Consider the following 24,586-nt stretch of genomic DNA (forward strand, 5'->3'; position numbering starts at 1 on the left):
TCCGAGCTGTGGAGGAGGTGGCTGTGGGTGACCTCGTGCGGGTCCCGACCGTGGGTGTCGAAGAGGAGTTCCTGCTCACCGACCCGGAGACCGGCGCGCCCACGCCGCAGAACACCCAGGTCGCCGCGGCGGCCCGTGACCTCGGCATCGACCTGCAGCTGGAACTGACGCGCTGCCAGGTCGAGACCAGCACCGGCGTGCACACCCGGATCGCGGACCTGCTGACCGAACTGCGCACGACCCGGCGCCGGGTCGCCGACTGCGCCGCCGAGCACGACGCCCGGCTGCTGGCGGTGGCGGTCCCACCGACCGTACCCGACGGCTACCCGGTGACCGACACGCCCCGCTACCAGCGGATCGCGCACACCTTCGGGATGCTCGCGCACGAGCAGGGCCTGTGCGGCTGCCATGTCCACGTGGCGGTGCCCGATCGCGAGACCGCGGTGCAGGTCAGCAATCACGTGCGGCCCTGGCTGCCGGTGCTGCTGGCGCTGACCGCGAATTCGGCGATCTACCGTGGCTCGGAGACCGGCTACGCGAGCTGGCGCAGCATTCTGTGGCGGCGCTGGCCGAGCGCGGGCCCGCCACCGTACTTCGGCTCCCTCGCCGAGTACGAGTCCACGGTGGCGATGATGCACGCCAGCGGCAGCATCCTCGACAAGAAGATGGTCTATTGGGACATCCGCCCCTCGGAATCGTTTCCGACCGTGGAGATCCGGGTGAGCGACATCCCGGCCACCGCGGCGGAATCGGCTCTGCTGGCCGCGCTGATCCGGGGCACGGTCGCGATGGCGCTGCACGCGATCGAGCCGGGCGAGCCCGCGCCGACGGTCTCGGGGGAGGTGTTGCGCGCCGCGTACTGGAACGCCGCGCACAGCGGGCTCGACGGCCACCTGCTGCACCCGGTGCGCGGCAGCGTCGTCCCGCACTGCGAACTGCTGCGCGAACTGCTCGACCGGATCGACCCCGCGTTGCGCGCCTGCGGCGACCGGGAATTCGTCGCCGACGAGCTCGCCGCCCTGCGCGAACGCGGCAACGGCGCTCGGCGCCAGCTGCGGGCCATGCGCACGCGCCGCGAGGTCACCGACGTGGTCGGCGAACTCGCGCGCGCGACGCTCGAAGGGTGTTGATCAGCGCGGCGGGCGCAGCACGTCGAGCTGCTGTCGGAGCCGCTCCAGCGCCGCCCGCGCGGCCTCGAGCTCAGCCTGCAGGCGCGCGATCGCGGCGTCGTCGACGAGCGGGGGAACCGCGGTCCCCGGCTGCTCACCCGGAGCGGGCAGCGGACGGCCCGGCGGGGGCGGCGCGCCGGGACCACCGCCGGGCGCGGTCGCCATGTCGCCGGTCTCGGGGCCGAAGACCTGGTCGAGCGCTTCGGTCAGGGTGGGGGCGTAGCCGACCCTGACCCCGCCGGTCCCCGGCTCCCGGTAGCTGACCAGTACGCGCGCGAGCTGCGGGAACGTCGACCCGTTGGGCGTGGTCGAAATCCGTTCGGTGAACAGCGGTTCGACATAGAGCACCCCGCCGTCGGCGATCGGCAATGTGATCAGGTTGCCGTACTGGATCTGGTTCGACCGCTCGAGCAGGGTGCGCTCGGAGGCGACCCGGGTGTCGGAGATCATCGAGTTCTGGATCTGCTGCGGTCCCTGGGTGAGGGTGTCGGTGGGCAGCTGCAGAACATGGAACCTGCCGTAGCCGTCGGGGTCCGAGCGCACGGAGATGTAGGCGGAGAGGAACTCCCGGCGGAACCCGACCATGGCGCTGGTGAGCCGGAAGGAGGGCTCGGCGTTCTCGGCGTCGCCGAGCAACACGTAGTACGGCGGCTGCTGCGGGTTCGCCTCCACCGTCGGGTCGCTGGGCACCGACCAGAAGGCGTTGTTGGTGAAGAACTCTCGCGGATCGTCGACGTGATAGCGGGCGAGCAGGTCGCGCTGGACGACGAACAGGTCCTCCGGGTACCGGAAGTGCGCGCGCAGATCGGGGCTGATCGCCGACTCGGGTTCGACCGTGCCGGGGAACACCCGCATCCACGCCGCCAGCACCGGGTCCTGCCCGTCGACCTGGTACAGCGTGACCGTCCCGTCGTAGGCGTCGACGGTGGCCTTGACCGAATTGCGCGCGTAGGAGATCTCCTCGCCCTCGACGCCGGGTGCGCCCAGCGCACTGCGTGCGGCGTAGGGGTACCCGTCGATCGTCGTGTAGGCGTCCACGATCCAGACGATGCGGCCGTCGACCACCGCCGGATACGGATTGCGGTCGACGGTGAGCCACGGCGCGACCAGTTCCACCCGTTCGCGCGGGTCGCGGTGGAAGATGATCTTCGACTCGGGCCCGATCGCGCTGGCGAAGAGGATGTTGCGCTCGGTGTAGGCGGTGGCGAAGGCGAAACGGTTGAGCCAGTTGCCGATCGGGACGCCGCCGGCGCCGGAGTAGGTGTACTTGGTGGCGTCGGTGTCGTATTCGCGTGGCTCGGTGCCGCCGCCGACGATCGCGTAGTCGGGATCGGTCCTGGCGATCACCTCGCCGAAATAGATGCGTGGTTGGTCGACCGGGATCACCTGGTGCCCGGCGTGCTGGGAGGCGATGTCGCTGACGGCGTAGATGGGATAGCCGCTGTTGCCTGCCGAACTGTCGGCGGTGGCGTCGCGCACCGCGGCGTTGACACGGTTGGCCGGGGCGGCGACGAAGCCGTCGCCGTGGGTGTAGACGGTGTGGCGGTTCACCCAGTGGGATTGGTTGCCGCTCAACGCCGCCGGGGTCAGCTCCCTGGCGGCGACCACGTAGTCGCGCAGGCGGCCGTCGACCCGGTAGCGGTCCAGGTCGAGGTGATCGGGGAAGCTGTAGAAGTTCTTGAGTTGCTGCTGCTGGGTGAAGGTGCGTGAGAGCACGGCCGGATCGAGCAGGCGGATGTCGGCGATCGTGGTCGCGTCGGCGGGAACTTGCGGCGGTTGTTTCGACCCGACGCCCGGATACGGCTCGTACTCCACCCGATCGGCGCCGAGCCCGTAGGCCTGCCGGGTGGCCGCGATATTGCGTTCGATGTAGCGGCTCTCCCGGTCGGCGGCGTTGGGGCGCACCGAGAACTGTTCGACCGCCAGGGGCCAGACCCCGCCCACCACGATCGAGGACAGCAGCAACAGCGCGCCCGCCATCGCCGGAATCCGCAGGTCGCGCAGTACGACGGCGGACAAGACCGCGGCGGCGCAGACCAACGCGATCGCGAACAGCACCAGGCGGGCGGGCAGCACGGCGTTGATGTCGGTGTACCCGGCGCCGGCGAACGTCGGCTCGCGGCGCCTGCTCGACAGCAACTGGTACCGGTCGAGCCAGTACGCCGCCACCTTGAGTACCAGGAACAGCCCGAGCAGGATCGCCAGCTGGACCCGGGCCGCCACGCTGAGACCGAGCGAGCCGCCCCCGACCCGCACGCCGCCGAACAGATAGTGGGTGGCCAGGCAGACCAGGAAGGCCAGTACGACGAGGGCGAAGCCCCAGCTCAGCAGCCACCGGTAGAACGGCAGGTCGAAGACGTAGAACCCGATGTCGTGACCGAACTGCGGGTCGGTCCGGCCGAACGACCCGCCGCGCAGGAACAGCTGCACCGTCTCCCAGCGCGACTGGCCGACGAGCCCGCACAGCAGCCCGATCCCGGCGGCGACCCCGGCCCCGAGCCGCAGCGGCCACCGCAGCACCACCGCCCTGACCTCGGCGACGGGATCCTCGGCACGCGCGACGGGCAGGAAGATCGGCCGCGCGCGGTAGGCCAGCCACATCGCGAGGAACACGACACCGCCCGCGACCACCGCGACCGCGCCGAACAGCACCACCTCGGTGAGCAGCACGGTCGACCAGACGCGCCGATAGCCGACCTCACCGAACCACAACCAGTCGATATAGGCGTGGTTCACGCGGGGCAGTACCAGCAGGGCGACGAAGAAGACCACGCCAGCGGTGACCCACAGGCGCAGTCGCCGAGGCAGCTGTCCCGATGTGGAGGCGTCCGGTGCGCTCATCTGCCACTCCCGAGACCCCGCCGGTTCCCGGGCCGGCGAAGATCATCGCCCCCGATTCTACGCGGCGACGGTGCCCCGTCACGGGATACGGGCGACCGCTCCCAGCATCGAGACCGCTTCCTTGCGGGGGTGTGGGCGCCATTCGGTCGGGCGCCATTCGATCACCGAGACGATGCCGGGACAGACCAGCTCCAAGCCGTCGAAGAAGCGGGTGAACTCGGCGGTCGAGCGGAGCTGGAACGGGACACCGCTGCGTTCGTTCGCCTCGACGCTGGCCGCCTTGTCCTCGACGGAGAGATGGTCGTCGGTGGCGTGGGTCATGGTGAGGTAGCTGCCCGAGGGCAGGGCCGCGCAGAGTTCGCGCACCACGTCGTAGGGATGCATCGCGTCGGTGAGGAAATGCAGTACCGCGCAGAGCATCAGGGCCACCGGCCGGTCGAGGTCGAGGGTGCCGGTCAGCGCCGGGTGGGCGAGGATCGAGGCGGGCTCGCGCAGATCGGCGTCGATGTAGGCGGTGGCGCCTTCGGGTGTGCTCTGTAGCAGCTCGCGGGCGTGGTAGAGCACGATCGGGTCGTTGTCGACGTAGACGACCCGCGAGTCCGGGGCGACGTCCTGCGCGAGTTCGTGCACATTGCCCGCCGTGGGCAGTCCGGTGCCGATGTCGAGGAATTGGCGGATCCCGGCGGTCTCCACCAGATAGGGCACCGCGCGGCGCAGGAAACTCCGGTTCTCCAGCACGGCGAAATGGATGGACGGGAACGCCTCGGCGACCGCGTCGGCGGACGCGCGGTCCGCTTCGAAATTGGCGCTGCCACCCAGCCAGTAGTCGTATCGGCGGGCCGGGTGCGGTTTGCTGACATCCACCCGGTCGGCAGCGGATTCGAAGTCCACGGCGCATGTCCTTTCTCTCGGCTACGGTCGTGCCATGCCCCTGCAGTTCAGCCCTTATGACTTCGCTGTCCACGCCGATCCGTACCCGTACTATGCCAGGTTGCGCAGCGAGGCCCCTGTCTACCGCAACACCACCGACGACTTCTGGGCGTTGTCGCGCCACGCCGACGTCCACGCCGCGCTGCGTGATTCCGACCGGTTCTCCAGTGCCAACGGATTGCGGATGGAACCGGCCTTCTGGGGACCGCAGGCCGAGAAGTTCTTCTCCTTCGTGGCGATGGACCCGCCCAAGCACACCAGGATGCGCGGGCTCGTCGTCCGGGCGTTCACCCAGCGGCGGGTGCAGAGCCTGGAACCGCGGCTGCGCGAGATCGCCCGGCGCACACTGCAACCGCTGCTCGCGCGCGGCAGCTTCGACCTGATCGCCGACTTCGCCGGCCCGTTCCCGACCGACGTGATCTCCGAACTGGTCGGGGTGCCGGAGCAGGATCGCGAGCTGCTGCGCAAGCTGGGCATGGAGATCATGTACACCGACGCGGAGTCCACCGATCTGCGCCCGGAGGCGATGCAGGCGATCGGCGCGCTGGTGGGCTATTACACCGAGCTGACCATCGCGCGCAGCCGCGACCGCGCCGACGATCTGCTCTCCGGCCTGCTCGACGCCGCGGAGGGCGACGACCGGCTCACCCCCGAGGAGATCGTGGGCGTGCTGATCCTACTGGTCGGCGCCGGGATCGAGACCGTCATGCTGACTCTCGGCAATGCCTGGCACGCCGCCGCGCTGCACCCCGACCAGCGGCGCGCCGCCTTCGACGGCCGGATCGACGACTGGATCGCCGAGTCGATGCGCTACGACCCGGCGACCCAGGCGCAGCTACGCACGACCACGACGCCGGTGGAACTGCACGGGGTGGAGATCCCCGCCGACGCCAGGATCCTGCTGCTCACCGGATCGGCGCATCGGGACGAGACGGTCTTCGCGAACCCGGACGTGTTCGATCTCGACCGCGACACCAGCGCCGCGCTGTCCTTCGGGGCCGGCCGCCACCACTGCCTCGGCATGAACCTGGCCCAGCTGGAACTGCGGGTGGCCATGCAGGAGATCGTCGCCGCGGTCGCCGACTACGAGATCGACACCGACAACCTGGTGCGGATCCACTCCTCCAACAACCGCGGCTTCGCCTCCCTGCCCACCACCGTGACGCTGCGCTGAGCGCGGATCACACTCGGGCACGGACGAATTCGGCGGCGGTGCCGGCGTGGCGGGTGTACCGCAGGTGCACGTTCCAGTCGGTGCCGTCCGGGTCGCAGACCGGATCGTTGTCGTTGCAGACGTCATAGGTCCGGTCGGCGTAGGTCCCGGTGATCTCCCTGCCGAGTTCGCGAATCGGGTTGCCGAACAACAGGACCGCGACGATCCGGGGCGCGAGCTCGGCGGGCAGGGTGGCCACGATCGGCCCGCCGACCTTGGCCCCCTCGCTGCTCACCCCGAGCGAGTTGGCCACCACATTGGCGCCCTGCGAGTACCCGACCAGCACGAAGCGCTGGTCGGGGCAGGCGGCGGCCCGTGCGACCACGTGCTCGACCAGATCGCGGTTGCCCGCCTGCACCGACGCGGGCTGGTTCAGGTCGGCCGGATAGTCGACGCGGTGAGCGTCGGTGGAGCCGTCGACGGCCTCGTCGATCGCCGCGTACACCGGGTTGCCCACCACGGTGCCGAGGTGGAACCTGCTCCACAGGCCGCCGGGCTCGTTGGTGCCGCGCGCGGCCACGACCCGCAGGTCGGCGCAGCCCGCCGCGGTGGCGACGCCGGTGCCGACCGTACCGGCCAGCGTGCCGGCGAGCAGCGCGCCCGACACCGCGGCGCACAGGGTGATTCGATGAGGTGATGTGTGCATGGCTTCCTCCGCTCGATGAGTCGACGCGGACGGTAGTCGCCCGATTCGCGCGCCGGCCGGGTCCTCGAGGCAGGTCACCGCGGAGTTCGCCGAACTCTGTGCCGGGCTACCGGATCCGGCGCCGAGCCGTGGCGCGTGCGGCATACTGCGGCCATGATCCTCGGCCGGGGTGCTCCCGTGATCTTCGCTCTGGGTGTGGCGCTGTCCGCCACGGTGTCGCCGACGGCTTCGGCCACACCGGATTTCCGCTGCGCCGAGCCCGCGCCCGGCGCGGCGCCTGCGCGGGCCACCGCCGAGCAGGTGGGGATGGACCAGGCGGCCGTGGACGAGGCGATGCGGTTCGGCGTCCAGGCGAAGGCGCACGCGATCCAGATCTACCGGCACGGCTGCCTGGTCGCCGACCACGGCGTGCCGGGCGACGCGCCGATGCCGCTGTTCAGCGCGAGCAAAGGGGTCACCGCGGTCGCGGTCGGGCGCGCGGTGACGCTGGGCTACTTCGGCCTCGACGATCCGCTCGGCGAGTTCTTCCCCACCGCCGATGCCGAGCACGCCGCGATCACCGTGCGCCAGGTGCTGAATCAGACCACGGGCCTGCACTTCAGCTGGCCCGCCGACATCGCGGTGATCGCCACCGACGCCATCGAGCGGACGCTGTCGAGCCCGGTCCGTTTCGCGCCCGGCACGACCTTCCAGTACGCGCAAGCCGTGTTGAGCCTGCTGCCGAAGATCATCGAGATCACCACCGGCATCGACTACCAGCGTTTCGTGGACGAACAGGTGATGTCGCCGCTCGGCATCGAGCGTGGCGACTGGGTGTGGTTGCGGGACAGGGCCGGAACGACCTCGGTGGCCGGCGGCCTGGCCATGCGCCCCGCCGATCTCGCCAGGATCGGGCAGATGCTGGTGCGCGGGGGCAGCTGGGGCGGGCAGCGCCTGATCGATCCGGAGTTCCTGCGGCAGGCGGTGACGCCCACGCCGGCCAACGGCGGCTACGGATTCCTGTGGTGGCTCAACGCGGGAGAGACCTATCGCGGGGTGAACGTGCCGATGCCGGTGGAGTATCCGCACCGGCTCTTCCCCGGCCTGCCCTACGATGCCTACGCCTTCTCCGGGGCGCTCGGGCAGTTCCTGGTGGTGATTCCCAGCCGGGACATGGTCATCGTGCGGCTCGGGGTGCCCGCCACCATCGACCCGGACAACATCACCGGATTCCTCACGGGGACGAGCAACCCGGACAACCGCCTGCTGTTCCACCGTGTCGTCGCGGCGGTCCGCGAGCAGCCCGAGCCACTCGACGATCCGAACATCGCGCCCGACCCCGTGCACCGGCCGGGAGCGACGCCCGAAGAGCGCGCGGCACTGCTCGACGCGCAGAACGTGCTGGACATCCTGCTCGGCGCCGGGGTCTACGCCACGGACACCGCGGGGCCGTTCGGAGACCTCGGCGCGCAGGTGGCGGCCGCTTTCGGGGCGACGGCGACGACCCCTCGGTAGGCTGGGGCGGTCTGCCCGGCGATGACGGAGTGAGAGCACGCGCATACCCATGGCCCGTTCGTCCGAGCGCCTCGCGGTAGCGGCCGCGCTGGCGGTGCTGGTCGTCGGCTGCGGCGGGGTCGATCCGGAATCGCCCACGCCGACGGCGGGCATCGCGTCCACCACCGTGCCCAGTGCGCGCGGTGGTGTGCCCGATCTGAATCAGCCGGAAGAGGTGGCCACCGGCCTCGACGTGCCGTGGGGGCTGGCGTTCCTGCCCGACGGCGCGGCGCTGGTGACCGAGCGCGATTCCGGCCGCGTGCTGCGGGTGACACCGGGGCGGGCGCCGGAGCCGTTCGCCGAGATACCCGGCGTCGCGGCACGGGGCGAAGGCGGCTTGCTCGGTCTCGCGGTCGCGCCGGACTACGCCGAATCGCGAGCCGTCTACGCGTATTTCACGGCCGCGCAGGACAATCGCGTCGTCCGGTTCCGGCCGGGGGAGACGCCGGAGGTCGTGTTCGCGGGAATCGCGAAGGCGGGCAATCACAATGGCGGCCGCATCGCCTTCGGACCCGACGGCATGCTTTACGTGGCCACCGGCGACGCGGGGGAGCGCGAACTCGCCCAGGACCCCGCCAGTCCCAACGGCAAGATCCTGCGGCTCACCCCGAACGGCGCTCCGGCGCCGGACAACCCGACACCGGGCTCCCCGGTCTACAGCAGCGGTCACCGCAATGTGCAGGGCCTGGCCTGGGACCGCAGCGGCAGACTGTTCGCCGCCGAGTTCGGGCAGAACCGCCTCGACGAGATCAACCTCGTCGAACCGGGCCGCAACTACGGCTGGCCCGCCGTCGAGGGCACGGGCGGCGCGGACCGCGGATTCACCGACCCGCTGCTCACCTGGTCGACCGCGGAGGCCTCGCCCTCGGGCATCGCCATCGCCGGGGACACCCTCTACGTGGCCGCACTGCGCGGTGCGCGGCTGTGGACGGCAACGATCTCCGGCACCGCCCTCACCGACCCCCGCGACGTCTTCGGCGACACCTACGGCCGCCTCCGCACGGTCGAGGTGGCGCCCGACGGCGCCCTCTGGCTCACCACCTCCAACACCGACGGCCGCGGCGACCCCCACCCCGGCGACGACCGGATCCTCCGTTTCCCGGCCCGCTGAATCGCGCCGTGCTGTCCTGGATGCCCCGTCTACCGGGTGATCTGATCGATACGTGCGGGTAACCCCCGAACGCTGTTCACTTATACGTGAGATAAGTGCAGACTGCGCAGGACCGAATTCGACAATCGCACCCGCCCGGGGGCAAGACCTTGGAATGGAAGGAGTCGGCGAGTGTTCAGCCGCATCGCCATCGTCAACCGGGGTGAGGCCGCCATGCGGCTCATCCACGCCGTCCGTGATCTGGCAGCGGCGACCGGGCTACCGATCGAAACGGTCGCCCTGTACACCGACGTCGACCGCAACGCCACCTTCGTGCGCGCCGCCGACATCTCCTACGACCTCGGCCCAGCCGCCGCGCGCCCGTACCTCGACCTCAAGGTGCTCGAGCAGGCGCTCGTGGCCACCAAGGCCGACGCGGCCTGGGTCGGCTGGGGCTTCGTGGCCGAGGACCCGGCCTTCGCCGAGCTGTGCGAGCACATCGGCGTCACCTTCATCGGCCCCAGCGCCGAGGCCATGCGCAAACTCGGCGACAAGATCGGCGCGAAGCTGCTCGCCGAAGAGGTCGGCGTTCCGGTCGCGCCGTGGAGCCGCGGCGGCGTCGACACCGTCGAGGACGCCATCGCGGCCGCGGCCGAGATCGGCTACCCGCTGATGCTCAAGGCGACCGCGGGCGGCGGCGGCCGCGGCATCCGCAAGGTCGCCAGCGAGGCCGAACTCGTCGACGCCTACGAGCGCACCCGCCAGGAAGCCGCCCGCGCCTTCGGCAGCGGCGTGGTGTTCCTCGAGCGCCTGGTCACCGGAGCCCGCCACGTCGAGGTGCAGGTCATCGCCGACGGCCAGGGCACCGCGTGGGCGCTGGGTGTGCGCGACTGCTCGGTGCAGCGGCGCAACCAGAAGGTCATCGAGGAATCGGCCTCGCCGGTGCTCAGCGCCGAGCAGGCCACCGAACTGAAGGCCTCCGCCGAGCGTCTCGCGATCGCCGTCGGCTACTGCGGCGCCGCCACCGTCGAATTCCTGTACCACCCGGGCGAGCAGCTGTTCGCGTTCCTCGAGGTCAACACCCGCCTGCAGGTCGAGCACCCGATCACCGAGCTCACCACCGGTTTCGACCTGGTGCAGGCGCAGCTGTCGGTGGCCTCGGGCAACAAGCTCACCGGCGAGGCGCCGGTCGAGCGCGGCCACGCCATCGAGGCCAGGCTCAACGCCGAGGACCCCGACCGCGACTTCGCGCCGGCACCCGGCCGCATCGTGCGCCTCGACCTGCCCGCGGGCCCCGGCATCCGCGTCGACACCGGCGTCAGCGAGGGCGACACCATCCCCGCCGACTTCGATTCCATGATCGCCAAGATCATCGCCTACGGCCGCGACCGCGACGAGGCGCTGGGCAGGCTGCGCCGCGCGATGGCGCAGACCCGCGTCGTCATCGAGGGCGGCGCCACCAACAAGAGCTTCGTGCTCGACCTGCTCGACCAGCCCGAGGTGATCGACGCCAGCGCCGACACCGGCTGGATCGACCGCGTGCGCGGCGAGGGCCGCCTGGTCTCGCACCGGCACTCGGCCATCGCGCTCGCCGCCGCGGCCATCGACGCCTACGAGGAGGACGAGCGGGCCGAACAGCACCGCCTGCTGTCCACCGCGTCCGGCGGCCGTCCGCAGGTGCAGCACGAGAGCGGCCGCCCGCTCGATCTGAAGCTGCGGGGCGCGAGCTACCGCGTCCGCGTCGCCCGCATCGGCGCGCACCGCTTCCGCGTCGGCATCGAGTCCGGCGCCGAGCTGGTCACCGCCGACGTGGATCTCGAGCGGTTCGACCTGCACACCGGTCAGATCGTCGTCAACGGCACCCGCTACCGGCTGATCACCGGCACGCACGGCCCGACCCACCTGGTCGACGTCGACGGGGTCACCCACCGCATCAGCCGCGACGAGGGTGGCGTCGTCCGCTCGCCCGCGCCCGCGCTGGTGGTCGGCACGCCCGTCGAGGTCGGCGCCGAGGTCGAGGCGGGCGCCGCGGTGCTCGTGCTCGAGAGCATGAAGATGGAGACGGTGCTGCGCGCGCCGTTCCGCGCGCGTCTCAAGGAGTGCGCGGTATCGGTCGGCACCCAGGTCGAGACCGGTGCGGCACTGCTGCGCCTGGAGCCGCTGGCCGACGACGACGAGGCCACCGAGGCCGAAGCCGTGGGCACCGTCGAGCTCGACCTGCCCGGCGAGCCGACCCCGCGCCAGGCGCACGAGCGGCTCGCCCGCGGTCTGCAGGATCTGCGCAGTCTGCTGCTCGGCTTCGACGTGGACCCGCACGACGAGCGCCGCGTCCTCGACGACTACCTCGCCGCCCGGCGCGATTCCGTCGCGGCCAACCACCGCCCGCTGGCCGAGGAGCTCGAGCTCGTCCAGGTCTTCGCCGATCTCGCCGCGCTCAGCCACAACCGCGCGGCCGAGGACGAGCACGGCCAGAGCCATGTGCACAGCGACCGCGAGTACTTCCACACCTACCTGCAGAGCCTCGATGTCGAGCGGGCCGGTGTGTCGGAGTCCTACCGCGCCAAGCTGGCCACGGCGCTGGGCCACTACGGCGTCACCGAACTGGATCGCACCCCCGACCTGGAAGCCGCGGTGTTCCGCATCTTCCTCGCCCAGCAGCGCCCGTCGGACACCGTCGAGGTCGTCACCACGCTGCTGCGCGAATGGCTGCGCGAACCGATGCCGGACCAGGTGCTGCGCGAGCCGGTCGGCCTGACGCTGGAACGGCTCGTCGTGGCCACCCAGGTGCGCTTCCCGGTGATCGCGGACCTGTGCCGCGGCCTGGTCTACGGCTGGTACGGCCAGCCGCTGCTGCGCCGCAACCGCGCCCGGGTATACACCAACGTCCGCAGGCACCTGACCCACCTGGACGCGCATCCCGACGCCGCCGATCGCGCCGAGCGCATCGCCGACATGGTGCGCAGCACCGAACCGCTGGTGCGCCTGCTCGGCCAGCGCCTGGAACGGAACAAGCCGGACCACACGGTCATGCTCGAGGTGCTGACCCGCCGCTACTACGGCAACAAGGGCCTCACCGGGGTGCACACCGAGAAGATCGGGCCCAGCACCTTCGTCGTCGCCGAGCGCGACGGCGCCAGCCTGGTCTCCGCCGCCGTGAGCTTCGACGAGCTGGCCACCACCCTGAGCGGCCTCGGCACCCTCGCCGGCGGCCGGGCCTCCATCGACGCCGACATCTACGTCAGCTGGGAGGCCCAGCCCGAGGACACCGACGCGATGGCCGCCGCGCTGCAGGAGATCCTCGGCGCGCAGCAGCTGCCCCAGCAGGTGCACCGGATCACCGCCACCGTCGCGGGCAGCGGCGGCGCGGTCATGCACCACCACTTCACCTTCCGGCCCACCGCCACCGGCATGGCCGAGGAGCGCCTGATCCGCGGCCTGCACCCCTACATCGCGCAGCGGATGCAGATGGAGCGGCTGCGCAAGTTCGACCTGACCCGCCTGCCGTCCTCGGACGACGAGGAGGTCTACCTGTTCCGGTGCGTCGCCAAGGGCAACCCCTCCGACGACCGCCTCATCGCCTTCGCCCAGGTCCGCGACCTGGCGGCGCTGCGTGAGCAGGACGGCAGGCTGCTGGCTCTGCCCACCGCGGAGAGCACCATCGCCACCTGCGTCGACTCGATCCGCCGCGCGCAGGCGGGCAGGCCCTCGGCCAAGCGGCTCAACACCAACCGCATCGTCATGTACATCTGGCCGCCGATGGAGGTCACCCGCGAGGAGCTCCAGACGATCGGCGGCCACGTGCTGCCGACCGCCGCGGGCGCGGGCCTCGAGGAGATCCTGCTGATCGCCCGCCAGCGCGATCCGAAGACCGGCGAGCTCACCAAGGTCGCCGTGCGGATCGGCTTCGACGCCACGGGCGGCTCCACGGTGACGGTCGGCGAGCCGACCGACGAGCCGGTCGAGCCCGTCGACGAGTACCGTCAGAAGGTGCTGCGGGCCGCGGCGCGCAACACCGTCTACCCGTACGAACTGACCGGCCTGCTCGGCGATTTCACCGAGTACGACCTCGACGCCGAGCACACCCTGGTGCCGGTGGACCGGCCGAAGGGCCGCAACACCGCGGCGATCGTCGCCGGTGTGGTCACCACGCCGACCCCGCGTCACCCCGAGGGCGTCACCCGCGTGCTGCTGCTCGGCGACCCGACCAAGTCGCTGGGCGCGCTGTCGGAGCCCGAGTGCCGTCGCGTGATCGCCGCGCTCGATCTGGCCGACCGCCTGCGGGTTCCGCTCGAGTGGTACGCGCTGTCCTCGGGCGCGCGCATCTCGATGGAGTCGGGCACCGAGAACATGGACTGGGTCGCGGCCGCGCTCAAGCGGATCGTCGAATTCACCCAGGACGGCGGCGAGATCAACATCGTGGTCGCGGGCATCAACGTTGGCGCGCAGCCGTACTGGAACGCCGAGGCCACCATGCTGATGCACACCAAGGGCGTGCTGGTGATGACGCCGGAGTCGGCCATGGTGCTCACCGGCAAGCAGTCGCTGGACTTCTCCGGCGGCGTCTCGGCCGAGGACAACTTCGGCATCGGCGGCTACGACCGTGTGATGGGCCCCAACGGTCAGGCCCAGTACTGGGCGCCGAACCTGCCCGCCGCGCGCGACGTGCTCATGGCGCACTACGAGCACACCTATGTCGTCCCCGGCGAGCAGGCGCCGCGCCGGACCAGCACCGTCGACCCCGTCGACCGCGACATCTCGTCGTTCCCGCACGTGCTGGCCGACAGCAGCTTCGCCACGGTCGGCGAGATCTTCTCGGCGAGCGCGAACCCGGATCGCAAGAAGCCCTTCGACATCCGGACCGTGATGAAGGCGCTGGCCGACCAGGACCACGCGGTGCTGGAGCGCTGGGCCGGGATGGCCGACGCCGAGACCGCGGTGGTGCACGACGCGCACCTCGGCGGTATCCCGGTGTGCCTGTTGGGTATCGAGTCGCGCAATGTGGCGCGTCGCGGTTTCCCCTCGACCGACGGTCCCGACACCTACACCGCGGGCACGCTGTTCCCGCGCTCGTCGAAGAAGGCGGCCAGGGCGATCAACGCGGCCAGCGGCAACCGTCCGCTGGTGGTGCTGGCCAACCTGTCCGGCTTCGACGGCTCGCCGGAGTCGATGCGCAAGCTGCAGCTCGAGTACGGTGCCGAGATCGGCCGCGCCATCGTCAACTTCGACGGCCCGATCGTGTTCTGCGTGATCTCGCGCTACCACGGCGGCGCGTTCGTGGTGTTCTCCAAGGCGCTCAACCCGAACATGACGGTGCTGGCGCTGGAGGGCTCGTTCGCCTCCGTGCTCGGCGGCGCCCCCGCCGCCGCGGTGGTGTTCGCCGGTGAGGTCAACGCCAGGACCGCCGCCGACCAGCGCGTGCGCGACCTGGAGACCCAGGCCGCCAACGCGTTCGGCACCGATCGCGCCACCCTCACCGCGGAACTGGACGAGGTCCGGTCCTCGGTGCGGGCGGAGAAGCTGGGCGACGTGGCCGCGGAATTCGACCGCGTGCACAACATCCAGCGCGCCGTCGAGGTCGGCTCGGTCGACGCCATCGTGAGCGTCGCCGAGCTGCGGCCGCGGATCATCGCGGCCATCGAGGCCCACCTGGCCCGCTAGGAATCGGCGCGCGCGGCCACTCCGGGAATCCGGGGTGGCCGCGCGCGTGTCTATCGGGCGGCGGCGTCCAGCGGCAGCCGCACCAGCCCGAGCCGGGCGCAGCGGCGCGTCAACGGGGCGAGCACGCGCTGGGCATCGGCCGCGCGGCCCGCGCGGCGCAGGGCGCTGCCGAGCAGGAAACCCGTCCGCAGCGCGGCCATCGGACGGCGTTCGGCGTCGATGCCGGCGAGCAGTGCCTCGGCCCGCTCGACGGCGCGCCGGTGCGCGTCGGCGCCGGGTTCGGCCATGAGCAGGCGGACGGCGGAGTCCTCGTCGATCTCGTCCACGAGCGTGCCGATGGCATCGTCGCGCCGGATCTCGCGTTCGCGCAGCAACGCGGCGATCACGCCGGGGTCGAGGGCGAAGCCCAGGCGGACCCGCTCGTTGTGCATGCGGGCGGCCAGCCGGGGGAGCTCGAGTCGTTCGGCGTGGGTGCTGCCCTCGTCGAGCAGGTCGCGTGCGCCGTCGCGGTCGCCGCGCAGCGTGCGTGCCCTGGCCCCCACCGCGTAGGTCGCCAGCATGAAGTCGACCCCGCCGCCGCCCTCGGCGGAGAGTTCCCTGCTGCGTTCGAGCAGCTCGGTCGCCTGGTCGAGATCGCCTGTCTCATAGCGTAATTCGCCGAGCAGTGCGCAAGCCAGCCGGGTCGCGTGCGCGGTGGCGCCCATGGTCTCGGTGGCGTGGTCGAGAGCGCTGGTGAACAGTTCGTCCGCGCCGCTGATGTCGAGTTGCTCCCGCGCGGCCAAACCGGCGAAGCAGCGCCCGTAGACGGCGAGGAACGGGCCGGTGGCTTCGTGATACGGCGTGGCCCAGAGCTGCCATCGGCGTGCCGCGTCGTAGTCGAAACGCTGGATCGCGGCGAAGGTCGCGATATTGGCGGCCACGCCGGGGATGCGCGGCGGGAAGGCCTCCGGCCGCGCGAGGGCGTCGGCGATCAGCCCGTCCAGATCGGCGACCCGGTCGGCGAACATCTCCCGGACGCTGATCGCGACATCGGCCTCGGTGCGCAGCTCGGTGCGTTCGGCCTCGGTGAGCTCGGCGGTCGCCATCGCAGCCTCGAAGCGGGCGAGCGAGGCCGCGGTGGCCACCCGTCGGCGCATGAGCAGGTCGATCCACACGCTGAACAGGTGCAACCGGGGTCTGGTCCGGCACGCAGACACGGGCAGCTTGGCCAGAATGCCTTGCAGCACCACCACTCTCGACCGCTCGAGCAGGTATCGCGCACCGTCCTCGACGAAATCGGCCGCGCGCTCGGGGTCCTCGGCGGCCAGCGCGTGCTCGACCGCGTCGTTGAGCAGATGGTGGCGCGCGAACCACTCGGCCGCGCGCAGCCGGAGGCCGGCGATCTCGCCGGGCCGGTCCTTGGCCAGCCTGCGGCACAGGTATCCGGCGAACAGCTGGTGATAGCGGTACCAGTCCGGACCCGACGGCAGCAGGAACAGACCGCGGTCGGCGAGGTCGGCGAGCAGTTCCGCCGCGTCGGCGCGGCCGGTGAGCGCGGTCGCCAGCCCACCGCAGATCCGTTCGCAGAGGGAGGTGGTCATCAGGAAGTCGAGGGTGTCGGGATCCAGTGCCCCGAGCACGTTCTCGGCCAGGAACGCGCCGATGTCGGGGTGCGCGGCGAGGCTGTCGAGCAGGTGCGCCGGGTCCTCGCCGGCGCGCAGGGCGAGCACGGTCAGCTGCAGCGCGGCGATCCAGCCGTCGGTGGCCCTGGCGAGTTCGGTGATCTCGCCGGGGGTCATGTGCACGCCCCCGGCCTCGGCGAGGAAGGCGCGGACTTCGTCGGTGTCGAAACGCAGGGTGGCGGCGTCGATCTCGGTGAGTTCGCCGTGGATGCGCAACCGGCTCACGGGGAGGTCGAGGCGGGTGGTGCTCGTGAGGACCAGCGGCAGATGGTGACAGCCGTGCTCGAGCAGGAACCGGACCGCGGCGACCGAGGCCGAGCCGGTGACGCGCTGCCAGTCGTCGAGGATCAGCGTCACCCGCCGGTCGCTGGTGTGCAGACCGTCGACCAAGGCGGTGAGGACGGCGCGGGCCGGATCGCCCGGATCGGCGTCCAGCAGCGCGGCGAGGTGCTCGGCGAGGTCGGGAACCGCGGAGCGCACGGCTTCGACGAGGTGGGTGAGGAACCAGGCCGCGTTGTCGTCGTCCTCGTCGACCGTCAGCCACGCCACCGCGGCGCCGTGGGCGACCAGTTCGTCGTGCCATTGGGCGGCCAGGGTGGTCTTGCCGAATCCGCTGGGGGCGTGGATGGCGGTGAGCCGGACGTGTTCGTTGGTGCGCAGCTGTTCGAGCAGCCGTTTCCTGGCGAGGGTGGCTCTGGCCGGTGTCGGCGGCCGGTACTTGGTGGCGGGAGTCGGTGGCGCGGTGGTCCGTTCGTGCGGGCGGGGGACCGGCGCGGCGAGGACGCCCGAGCGCTGGGTGGTCGGCACACGCAGCACGTCGACGGGCGCGCCGGTACTGCGCTGGGCCGCAACGAGTTCCGCGCCGAGTTCGGCGGCGCTGGCCGGCCGCTCGGCGGGATCGGCGGCCATCGTGTGTTCGATGATCGCGCGCACCTCGTCGGGGATGTCGGCCTCGGTGAGATCGGGCGCCGGCTGCGCGGAGACCCGCAGGAACTGTGACAGCACCTGCTCGCCGACTCGGCGCTCGTAGGCGACGTGCCCGGTCAGCGCGCAGAACAGGGTGGCGCCGAGGCCGTAGAGATCGGCGGCGGCGGTCGCCGGTGCGCCGCGCAGCACCTCGGGTGCGGCGAAGGCCGGCGAACCGGTGACGATGCCGGTGGTGGTGTGGAACCCGCCCTGGATCCTGGCGATGCCGAAGTCGGTGAGTTCGGGCTCGTTGTAGTCGCTGAGCAGGATGTTCGACGGCTTCACGTCGCGGTGCAGGATGCCGGTGCGGTGCGCGGTCTCGAGCGCGCCCGCCATCTTCACCCCCAGGCGCAGGGTCGCCGACCAGTCCAGCGGGCCCGCGGTGTGGATCCGCTGCTCGAGGGACCCGCGGGCGTGGTACGGCATCACCAGGTACGGGTGCCCGCCGTGCGTGGTGCCCGCGTGGAAGACGGCGACGATGTTCGGATGCCCGGAGAGCCTGCCCATCGCCTGCTGCTCGCGGACGAACCGTTGCAGTGCGTCGGGATCGAGGTCGGCGGTGAGGACCTTGACGGCCACGATCCGATCGAGATCGGGTTGCGCACACCGGTACACCACGCCGAATCCGCCGCGCCCGATCTCCTCGGCGTCCTCGAAACCCTCGGCGGCCAGCTCCGCCACGATCGCCGAGGTGGAGCTGCGCTGTGTGGGCGGAATGTCGGCCATGGCGGCTCGATTCGGTGTGCGTCCTCGCGGCGACGCGCTGCTGCGATCGCCTCCTGTCGAGGATAACTCCGTGGACGCTGGATCGTCCTCAGGGCGACGGCGCGTACCGGTCGGCGAGCGCGGCGGCACGCTCTCGCAGGGCCGCACGCAGGGCGGGTGGGTCGAGAGCCTCGGCGTCGCTGGCGAGTTGCCAGAGCGCCCATTCGGCGTGTCGGAAGTCCTGGAACGACAGCTCCAGGAGCAGCGAGCCGTCCGGGTCGACCGCTTCGGTGTGGACGGTCACCGCCGTGCCGACGAGTTCCTCGCGCCGCGAGGGAGCCACCCTGACCCGCACCGCGAGCTGGTCCCCGCCTGCCCGGAACCGCGCGCCACGTTCCTGCCAGGCGCGGTCCAGGTCCACCCGGTCCGGCCGCTGGGCCGCCTCGTCGAGCGCTTCGGCCGCGCGGACCCGGGTGAGCAGGTAGGTGCGGTCCGCGCCGGACCGGGTGGCCAGCAGGTAGCCGCGATCACGCACGATCACCAGGCCGATCGGGTCGACGGTGCGCCAGCGCGCGCTCTGGCCCGCGGGCGCGTAGTGGATGCGCAGCTTGGTCCCGGCGAAGACCGCGCGCCGGATCTCGGCCAGCACGTCGCCGGGGACCTCCTCGGTGACCACGCGCCGCGACAGCAGGTCGGTCTCGGGTTCGATGAGCAGCCGCTCGGCGACGTCGGCGGCGGTCTCGCGATAGCTCGCGGGCAGCGCGTCGACGACCTTGAGCATCGCCGAGGCCAGCGCCGAGCCGAGGCCGAAAGCCTGTGCGCCGCGCCGTGATCCGGCGATGAGCAGGGCGAGGGCCTCGTCGTGGTTGAGGCCGGTGAGCTCGGTGCGGAACCCGGGCAGCAACGCGAAGCCGCCGTGCCTGCCGCGTTCGGCGTACACCGGAACGCCCGCGGTCGACAGCGCCTCGATGTCGCGCAGGACGGTCCGGGTGGACACCTCGAGCTCGGCGGCCAGTTCGGTCGCGGTGAGGCGGCCACGCTGGCGCAGCAGCAGTACCAGCGAGACCAATCGGTCGGCGCGCATGCGCGGAACTCTAGCGAAAATACCCGACACAGGATGTCGTGATTGCCGGGCAGGCTCACCGGCACGGCGTCACCGACATCGGCCATCGGGCCGGTGGGGCGCCGGATCGAAGGGAGCCGAAGTGGCTGTGGAACGGACGGCGATCAACCCCGTGACCTGGTCGGTCGAACTGGGATTCGACCAGGGCCAGCTGGTCGCCGGACACACCAGGACGCTGTACTGCTCGGGGCAGACCGCGATGGACGCCGACGGCAAGCCTCAGCACGAGGGTGACATGGCCGCGCAGGTGGCGCTCAGTCTCGACAATGTCGAGGCCGTGCTCGCCGGCGCCGGGATGTCGCTGGCGAATGTCGTCAAGCTCGCGGTGTACACCACCGACGTCGACCTGCTCCTCCAGCACTACGGCGTGCTGGGGGCGCGGTTGGGCGCCGCCGGGGTGGCCTCGGCGATGACGATGCTGGGCGTAACCCGGCTCGCCGTCCCCGGTCAGCTGGTGGAGCTGGAGGCGACCGCGGTCGCCTGACCCGGCGCCGCGCCGAGCGGCGCGTCACCGCGCACGCGCAGATCGCGGGCGAGGTGGTCGCGCTGCTCGAGCACCAGGCGCCGCAAGGCCGCCGGCGCGTCAGCGTGCTCGGCGAGCCAGGCGTCCACGGGCTCGAGCGACTCGCTCGCGGGGAACAGCCCGACCACCAGGCGCCGGGCGATCTCGATGCTGCGGTGGTCCCAGATCGTGCGCAGGGCGGCGAAGTAGTCGGAGTCGTAGCGGGCCAGCAGATCTCGGCGGGCCCCGGCGCGGAAGCCGTCGATGACCGCGTCGAGGTGATCGTTGGTGAGCGTGGTGTCCCCGAGTGCCGTCGTCCACGCGTCGGCCTTGACCTGGCCGTCGGGCCGGGCGGCGAGCGCGCGCCGGTGGGCGGTCCGGCCCGAAGCCGTGTCGTCGTCGGCGAGTGCGGCGTCCAGGTCGGCGGCGGTGGCCGCGCCGGTGGCCGCCAGCGCGGTCCACCACAGCCAGCGCAGGTCGGGGTCGAGCGGCAGGCCATCGGGCGCGGCGCGCTCGCCGCGCAGCATCGCGGCGATGTCGTCGGCGCGGCGGCCGTCGACGGTGGCGGCGAGGGCGCTCGCGCGCGCGAACGCGAGCTGGGCGCCCGAGCCAGGTTCGGCGGAATACATGCTCGCCCAGCAGGATTCGAGCCAGTCGCCGCGCCACCGGTCCCGCGCCGGCGCCGGCAGGTAATGGCCGATCGCGAAGGCGGCGTTGGCCAGTACCGCCGAGAGCAGCGCGGTGTTGGGTTCGGCGGGCGCGAACGCGCGGGCCATCTCCACATAGCGCTCGGCGGCCAGTTCCCCGTCCCTGGCGGCGTTCCACAGGGCCGACCAGATCAATCCGCGCGCCAGCGGATCGGTGACGCGATCGAGCGAACGTTCCACGGTGGCCAGGGATTCGGCGTCGAGGCGGACCTTGGCGTAGGTGAGATCGCCGTCGTTGAGCAGCCGCAGGGGCGCGGGCGGCAGGGTGACCGGCGTGCGTTCGCCCGCCAGCTCGAGTTCCACGCGGTCGCGGCGCACGAGCGCGCCCGCGTCGTCGAAGTCGTAGAGCCCCACGTCGAGCCGGTGCGGCCGCGGCTCGGTCTGCACGATCGCGGCGCCGTCGAACCACACCGTCGAGACCCCCGAGGTCCGCAGCCAGGCCTCGGCCCAGCCCGTCAGGTCCCGGCCCGATTCCGCCGACAACTCGGTGAGCAGATCGGCCAGGGTGGTGTTGCCGAACGCGTTGGTCCGGAAGTAGCGGCGCACGCCCGCGAAGAACTCCGCCCGTCCCACGTAGGCCACGAGCTGTTTGAGGACGCTGGCGCCCTTGGCGTAGGTGATGCCGTCGAAATTGAGTTTGGCCGCCTCCAGATCGGTGATGTCGGCGACGATCGGGTGCGTGGTCGGCAGCTGGTCCTGCAGGTACGCCCACGCCTTGCGCCGGTTCGCGAACGCCACCCACGCGTCGGTCCACTCGGTGGCCTCCGCGCCGGCCAGCGCGCCCATGTAGTCGGCGAAGGACTCCTTGAGCCACAGGTCGTCCCACCAGACCATGGTGACGAGATCGCCGAACCACATGTGCGCCATCTCGTGCAGGATCGTGTTGGCCCTGCCCTCGTACTGGGCGGCGGTGGCAGCGCCGCGGAACACGTAGGCCTCGGTGAAGGTCACCAGGCCCGGGTTCTCCATGGCGCCCAGGTTGTACTCGGGAACGAAGATCTGGTCGTATTTGCCCCACGGGTACGGGTAGTCGAAGTGTTCGGCGAAGAAGTCCAGGCCCTGCTTCGTGACCTCGAGGATCGTGTCCGCGTCCAGGTACCCGGCCAGCGACGCGCGGCAGAGCACGCCGAGCGGGATGGTGAGTTCGCCACGCTGCCATACGGATTCGACGCGATGGTAGGGGCCTGCGGCGATGGCGGTGATGTAGGTGGACAGCGGCAGGGTGGGGGCGAACTCGACCGTCTGCTGGTCGTCGTGGCGCACGACCCCCACGGCCGCCCGATTCGACATCACCGACCACGTGACCGGCGCGGTCACCTGGAAGATGAACGGCGCCTTCATGTCCGGTTGCTCGAAGCAGGCGAAGACCCGGCGCGCGTCGGCGGGTTCGTACTGGGTGTAGAGGTAGGTCTCGCCGTCGACGGGATCGCGGAACCGGTGCAGACCCTCACCCGAGCGGCTGTAGGCGCCGGTGGCGCGCACGACGACCACGTTCGACGCGGCCAGCCCCGGCAGGGTGATCCGCGCGCCGTCGTAATCGACGGGCACCGCCTGGCCGTTCACGGTCACCGATTCCACCGCGGGGCCGAGGAAGTCGAGCCAGGTCCGGTCACCGGTGGCGTCGAAGGTGACGGTCGTGGTGGTGGTGAAGCCGGCGCGGTCGTGGTCGCGCGCGCCGGACAGGTCGAGCTCGACCCGGTAGTCACGGACGGTGACCGCGGCCGATCGCGCGGCGGTCTCGGCACGGGTCAGATTCGCGGTGTTCACACCTGGAGATCCTGCCAGCAGAACGGGCGTGACAGCGGAAAAACCCCTCCGGCCGTGGCCGGAGGGGTTCGGGTGACGCGGGGATCAGGCCGCCGGGGGATGCTTGCGCGCGCCCATCGATTCGGCCGCGAACAGCAACACGACCGCGGCGATGACGGCGAGCACGAAGCCCCAGAAGTTGAGCTCGGTGATGGAGCCGACGCCGATGAGGCTCGCGACGACACCCGCGATGAGCGCGGCCGCCATCCCGAGCACCAGGGTCATCCCCATGCTCATGTTCTCCTTACCCGGCTTGAGCATCCTGGCGAGCACACCGACCACCGCGCCGATGATCAGGAACCCACAGATCTGAACAATCGCATTCCACATCGCTCGTACCTCCACGTAGTGCCGTGCCGGGAAGTGCCGGTTCCCTCGATCATTTCGCGCCGCGGGCGAGGGGAGAAGCATCGTGGCCTCGGCGTTGCCCAACCGTTGCCGACCCGACGCCGGGTCACATCGGGTAGATCGGGTGTTTGCGTGGGTTGAACTCCGGGGTGAGCGGGTGTTTGTCGCGCAGCAGCCGCAGCGCGTGGCGGATCTCGAGCCGGGTGCTCGACGGTTCGATGACCGCGTCGATGTAGCCGCGTTCGGCGGCGATCCAGGGCGTGGCGACCGTCTCGTTGTACTGGTTGATCATGAATTCGCGGGCCGCGGCGCGGTGTTCCTCCGGTACCGCGGCCAGCTGACGTTTGCCGATGAGGTCGACGGCGCTCTCGGCGCCGATCACCGCGATGCGGGCCGTGGGCCAGGCGAAACTGATGTCGGCGCCGACCTGGCGGGCCGCCATCATGCCGTAGGCGCCGCCGTAGGACTTGCGGACGACGAGATTGATGATCGGCACCGTCGCCTCGATGATCGCGCGCGGCACCCGGCCGCCCCGGATGATCACCCCCGCGTCCTCCTGGTCGAGCCCCGGCAACACCCCCGGGGTGTCGACGACGAACACGAGCGGGATGTTGAAGGCGTCGCAGAGGCGGATGAAGTAGGTCGACTTGTCCGAGCAGGCGGCGTCGATGGAGCCGCCGAGCACCAGCGGCTGATTGGCGATGACGCCGACCGGGTGGCCGTCGACCCGGGCGAAGCCGGTGATCAGGTTGGGCGCGAACGCGGCCCTGATCTCGTGGAATTCGCCGTCGTCGAAGATTCGCAGCAGGATCTCGTGCATGTCGTAGCCGGCGCGATCGGAGTCGGGGATGATCGCGTCCAGTTCGCGGTCGGTGGCGGTGACCTCCGGTTCCAGGCCGGGATTGACGATCAGCGGGGGCTCGAGGCAGCTCGTCGGCAGGTAGCTCAGGTAGGCCCTGGCCCACTCGTAGGCGTCCTTCTCGGTCTCGGCGACATGGTGCAGGGTGCCGCGCTCGGCCTGTACCTGCGCTCCGCCGAGCCGCTCGGCGGAGATGTCCTCGCCGTTGACGGCCTTGATCACCTCGGGGCCGGTGACGAACATGTACGAGTCCTTGGTGCCGATGAGCACATCGGTGTTGATCGGCCCGTACACCGATCCCGCCGCGCACTTGCCCAGGATGATCGAGACCTGGGGCACGTAGCCGGACAGTTTCTCCAGTACGCGGGAGATGTCGCCGAACGAGGCGATGGAGCCGACCGCGTCCTGGATCCGCGCGCCACCGGAATCGTTGATGGTCACCACGGGGCAGCCGCTGTCGAACGCGAGCTTCAAGGCGCGCATGAACTTTCGCGCCGAGGTGACGCCGACGGACCCGCCGTACACGGTCTGATCGTGGGCGATCACCACGACCGGACGGCCGTCGATCAGGCCACGGCCGGTGACGAGGCCGTCGCCGTAGAGGGCATCGGGCTGATCGGGTTGCCTGGCCAGGGCGCCGGTCTCGAGGAAGGTGCCGGGGTCGAGCAGCATGGTCAGGCGCTCGCGCACACTCGGCACGCCCTTCTTCTCCCGCTTGGCCACACCGGCCGCGCCCGCGGGCTCCGCCGCGATCGCCAGAATGTCGACCAGTTCCTCCAGCTTCGCCTTGGTACCCACCACGCCCGCTGCCACCTTCCTGCTGTGCCTG

Annotated in this window: 14 protein-coding genes; 6 read left to right on the forward strand and 8 right to left on the reverse strand. The window is 71.2% G+C overall.

Annotated features, from left to right (window positions below):
- Positions 1-23 precede the first annotated feature (23 nt).
- The gene (locus tag DFR69_RS29605; RefSeq protein ID WP_244198526.1) at positions 24-1,130 is read left to right on the forward strand and encodes a glutamate--cysteine ligase 2; all 1,107 of its coding nucleotides are present in this window, start codon (positions 24-26) and stop codon (positions 1,128-1,130) included.
- Here DFR69_RS29605 and DFR69_RS29610 read toward each other — a convergent pair whose 3' ends face one another.
- Both DFR69_RS29610 and DFR69_RS29615 read right to left on the reverse strand, forming a co-directional pair.
- Complete coding sequence (locus DFR69_RS29610) at positions 1,131-4,010, reverse strand: UPF0182 family protein (RefSeq protein ID WP_110040962.1); 2,880 nt, start codon at positions 4,008-4,010, stop codon at positions 1,131-1,133. It abuts the gene before it with no gap.
- A 78-nt stretch (positions 4,011-4,088) separates the two neighbouring features.
- On the reverse strand, positions 4,089-4,901 hold the full coding sequence (locus DFR69_RS29615; RefSeq protein ID WP_167456455.1) for an SAM-dependent methyltransferase: 813 nt from the start codon (positions 4,899-4,901) through the stop codon (positions 4,089-4,091).
- Between the two features lie 34 nt (positions 4,902-4,935).
- Between DFR69_RS29615 and DFR69_RS29620 the strand changes: the two genes are divergently transcribed.
- Positions 4,936-6,114, forward strand: a complete 1,179-nt coding sequence (locus DFR69_RS29620) for a cytochrome P450 (protein ID WP_110040963.1) — start codon at positions 4,936-4,938, stop codon at positions 6,112-6,114.
- Positions 6,115-6,121: 7 nt separating this feature from the next.
- Here the strand turns inward: DFR69_RS29620 and DFR69_RS29625 are convergent, their stop codons facing one another.
- Positions 6,122-6,799: a cutinase family protein gene (locus DFR69_RS29625; RefSeq protein ID WP_110040964.1), complete on the reverse strand. Its 678-nt coding sequence runs from the start codon at positions 6,797-6,799 to the stop codon at positions 6,122-6,124.
- 177 nt (positions 6,800-6,976) lie between these two features.
- On the opposite strand from DFR69_RS29625, the gene DFR69_RS29630 reads away from it, so the two are divergent.
- The 3 genes from DFR69_RS29630 to DFR69_RS29640 all read left to right on the forward strand — a co-directional run bounded on the left by DFR69_RS29630 (position 6,977) and on the right by DFR69_RS29640 (position 15,080).
- On the forward strand, positions 6,977-8,293 hold the full coding sequence (locus tag DFR69_RS29630; protein WP_167456456.1) for a serine hydrolase domain-containing protein: 1,317 nt from the start codon (positions 6,977-6,979) through the stop codon (positions 8,291-8,293).
- A gap of 49 nt (positions 8,294-8,342) precedes the next feature.
- Complete coding sequence (locus tag DFR69_RS29635; protein ID WP_110040966.1) at positions 8,343-9,443, forward strand: PQQ-dependent sugar dehydrogenase; 1,101 nt, start codon at positions 8,343-8,345, stop codon at positions 9,441-9,443.
- Between the two features lie 171 nt (positions 9,444-9,614).
- Complete coding sequence (locus tag DFR69_RS29640; RefSeq protein WP_110040967.1) at positions 9,615-15,080, forward strand: ATP-binding protein; 5,466 nt, start codon at positions 9,615-9,617, stop codon at positions 15,078-15,080.
- A 50-nt stretch (positions 15,081-15,130) separates the two neighbouring features.
- Here DFR69_RS29640 and DFR69_RS29645 read toward each other — a convergent pair whose 3' ends face one another.
- Positions 15,131-18,433 carry a serine/threonine-protein kinase gene (locus DFR69_RS29645; RefSeq protein WP_110040968.1) on the reverse strand — a complete coding sequence of 1,101 codons (3,303 nt, stop codon included), beginning with the start codon at positions 18,431-18,433 and terminating at the stop codon, positions 15,131-15,133.
- An 88-nt stretch (positions 18,434-18,521) separates the two neighbouring features.
- Positions 18,522-19,496, reverse strand: a complete 975-nt coding sequence (locus tag DFR69_RS29650) for a helix-turn-helix transcriptional regulator (protein WP_110040969.1) — start codon at positions 19,494-19,496, stop codon at positions 18,522-18,524.
- Between the two features lie 127 nt (positions 19,497-19,623).
- On the opposite strand from DFR69_RS29650, the gene DFR69_RS29655 reads away from it, so the two are divergent.
- Entirely contained in the window at positions 19,624-20,019 is a 396-nt protein-coding gene (locus DFR69_RS29655) for a RidA family protein (RefSeq protein WP_110040970.1), read from the forward strand.
- On the opposite strand, the gene pepN is transcribed toward DFR69_RS29655, so the two are convergent.
- The 3 genes from pepN to DFR69_RS29670 form a co-directional block, all read right to left on the reverse strand.
- A complete protein-coding gene (gene pepN / locus DFR69_RS29660; protein ID WP_110040971.1) occupies positions 19,983-22,511 on the reverse strand; it encodes an aminopeptidase N in 2,529 nt (842 codons plus the stop codon). The genes DFR69_RS29655 and pepN overlap by 37 nt on opposite strands.
- A gap of 84 nt (positions 22,512-22,595) precedes the next feature.
- Positions 22,596-22,880: a GlsB/YeaQ/YmgE family stress response membrane protein gene (locus DFR69_RS29665; protein ID WP_208644070.1), complete on the reverse strand. Its 285-nt coding sequence runs from the start codon at positions 22,878-22,880 to the stop codon at positions 22,596-22,598.
- Between the two features lie 124 nt (positions 22,881-23,004).
- The gene (locus tag DFR69_RS29670; protein WP_110041063.1) at positions 23,005-24,558 is read right to left on the reverse strand and encodes an acyl-CoA carboxylase subunit beta; all 1,554 of its coding nucleotides are present in this window, start codon (positions 24,556-24,558) and stop codon (positions 23,005-23,007) included.
- Positions 24,559-24,586 lie beyond the last annotated feature (28 nt).

This window comes from Nocardia neocaledoniensis, from assembly GCF_003182135.1.
Taxonomy (GTDB): Bacteria; Actinomycetota; Actinomycetes; order Mycobacteriales; family Mycobacteriaceae; genus Nocardia; species Nocardia neocaledoniensis.

Coding starts and splice junctions, on each gene's coding strand:
- DFR69_RS29610 (WP_110040962.1), bottom strand. CDS start 4,010: ATGAGCGCACCGGACGCCTCCACATCGGGACAGCTGCCTCGGCGACTG.
- DFR69_RS29620 (WP_110040963.1), top strand. CDS start 4,936: ATGCCCCTGCAGTTCAGCCCTTATGACTTCGCTGTCCACGCCGATCCG.
- DFR69_RS29625 (WP_110040964.1), bottom strand. CDS start 6,799: ATGCACACATCACCTCATCGAATCACCCTGTGCGCCGCGGTGTCGGGC.
- DFR69_RS29635 (WP_110040966.1), top strand. CDS start 8,343: ATGGCCCGTTCGTCCGAGCGCCTCGCGGTAGCGGCCGCGCTGGCGGTG.
- DFR69_RS29645 (WP_110040968.1), bottom strand. CDS start 18,433: ATGGCCGACATTCCGCCCACACAGCGCAGCTCCACCTCGGCGATCGTG.
- DFR69_RS29650 (WP_110040969.1), bottom strand. CDS start 19,496: ATGCGCGCCGACCGATTGGTCTCGCTGGTACTGCTGCTGCGCCAGCGT.
- DFR69_RS29665 (WP_208644070.1), bottom strand. CDS start 22,880: ATGTGGAATGCGATTGTTCAGATCTGTGGGTTCCTGATCATCGGCGCG.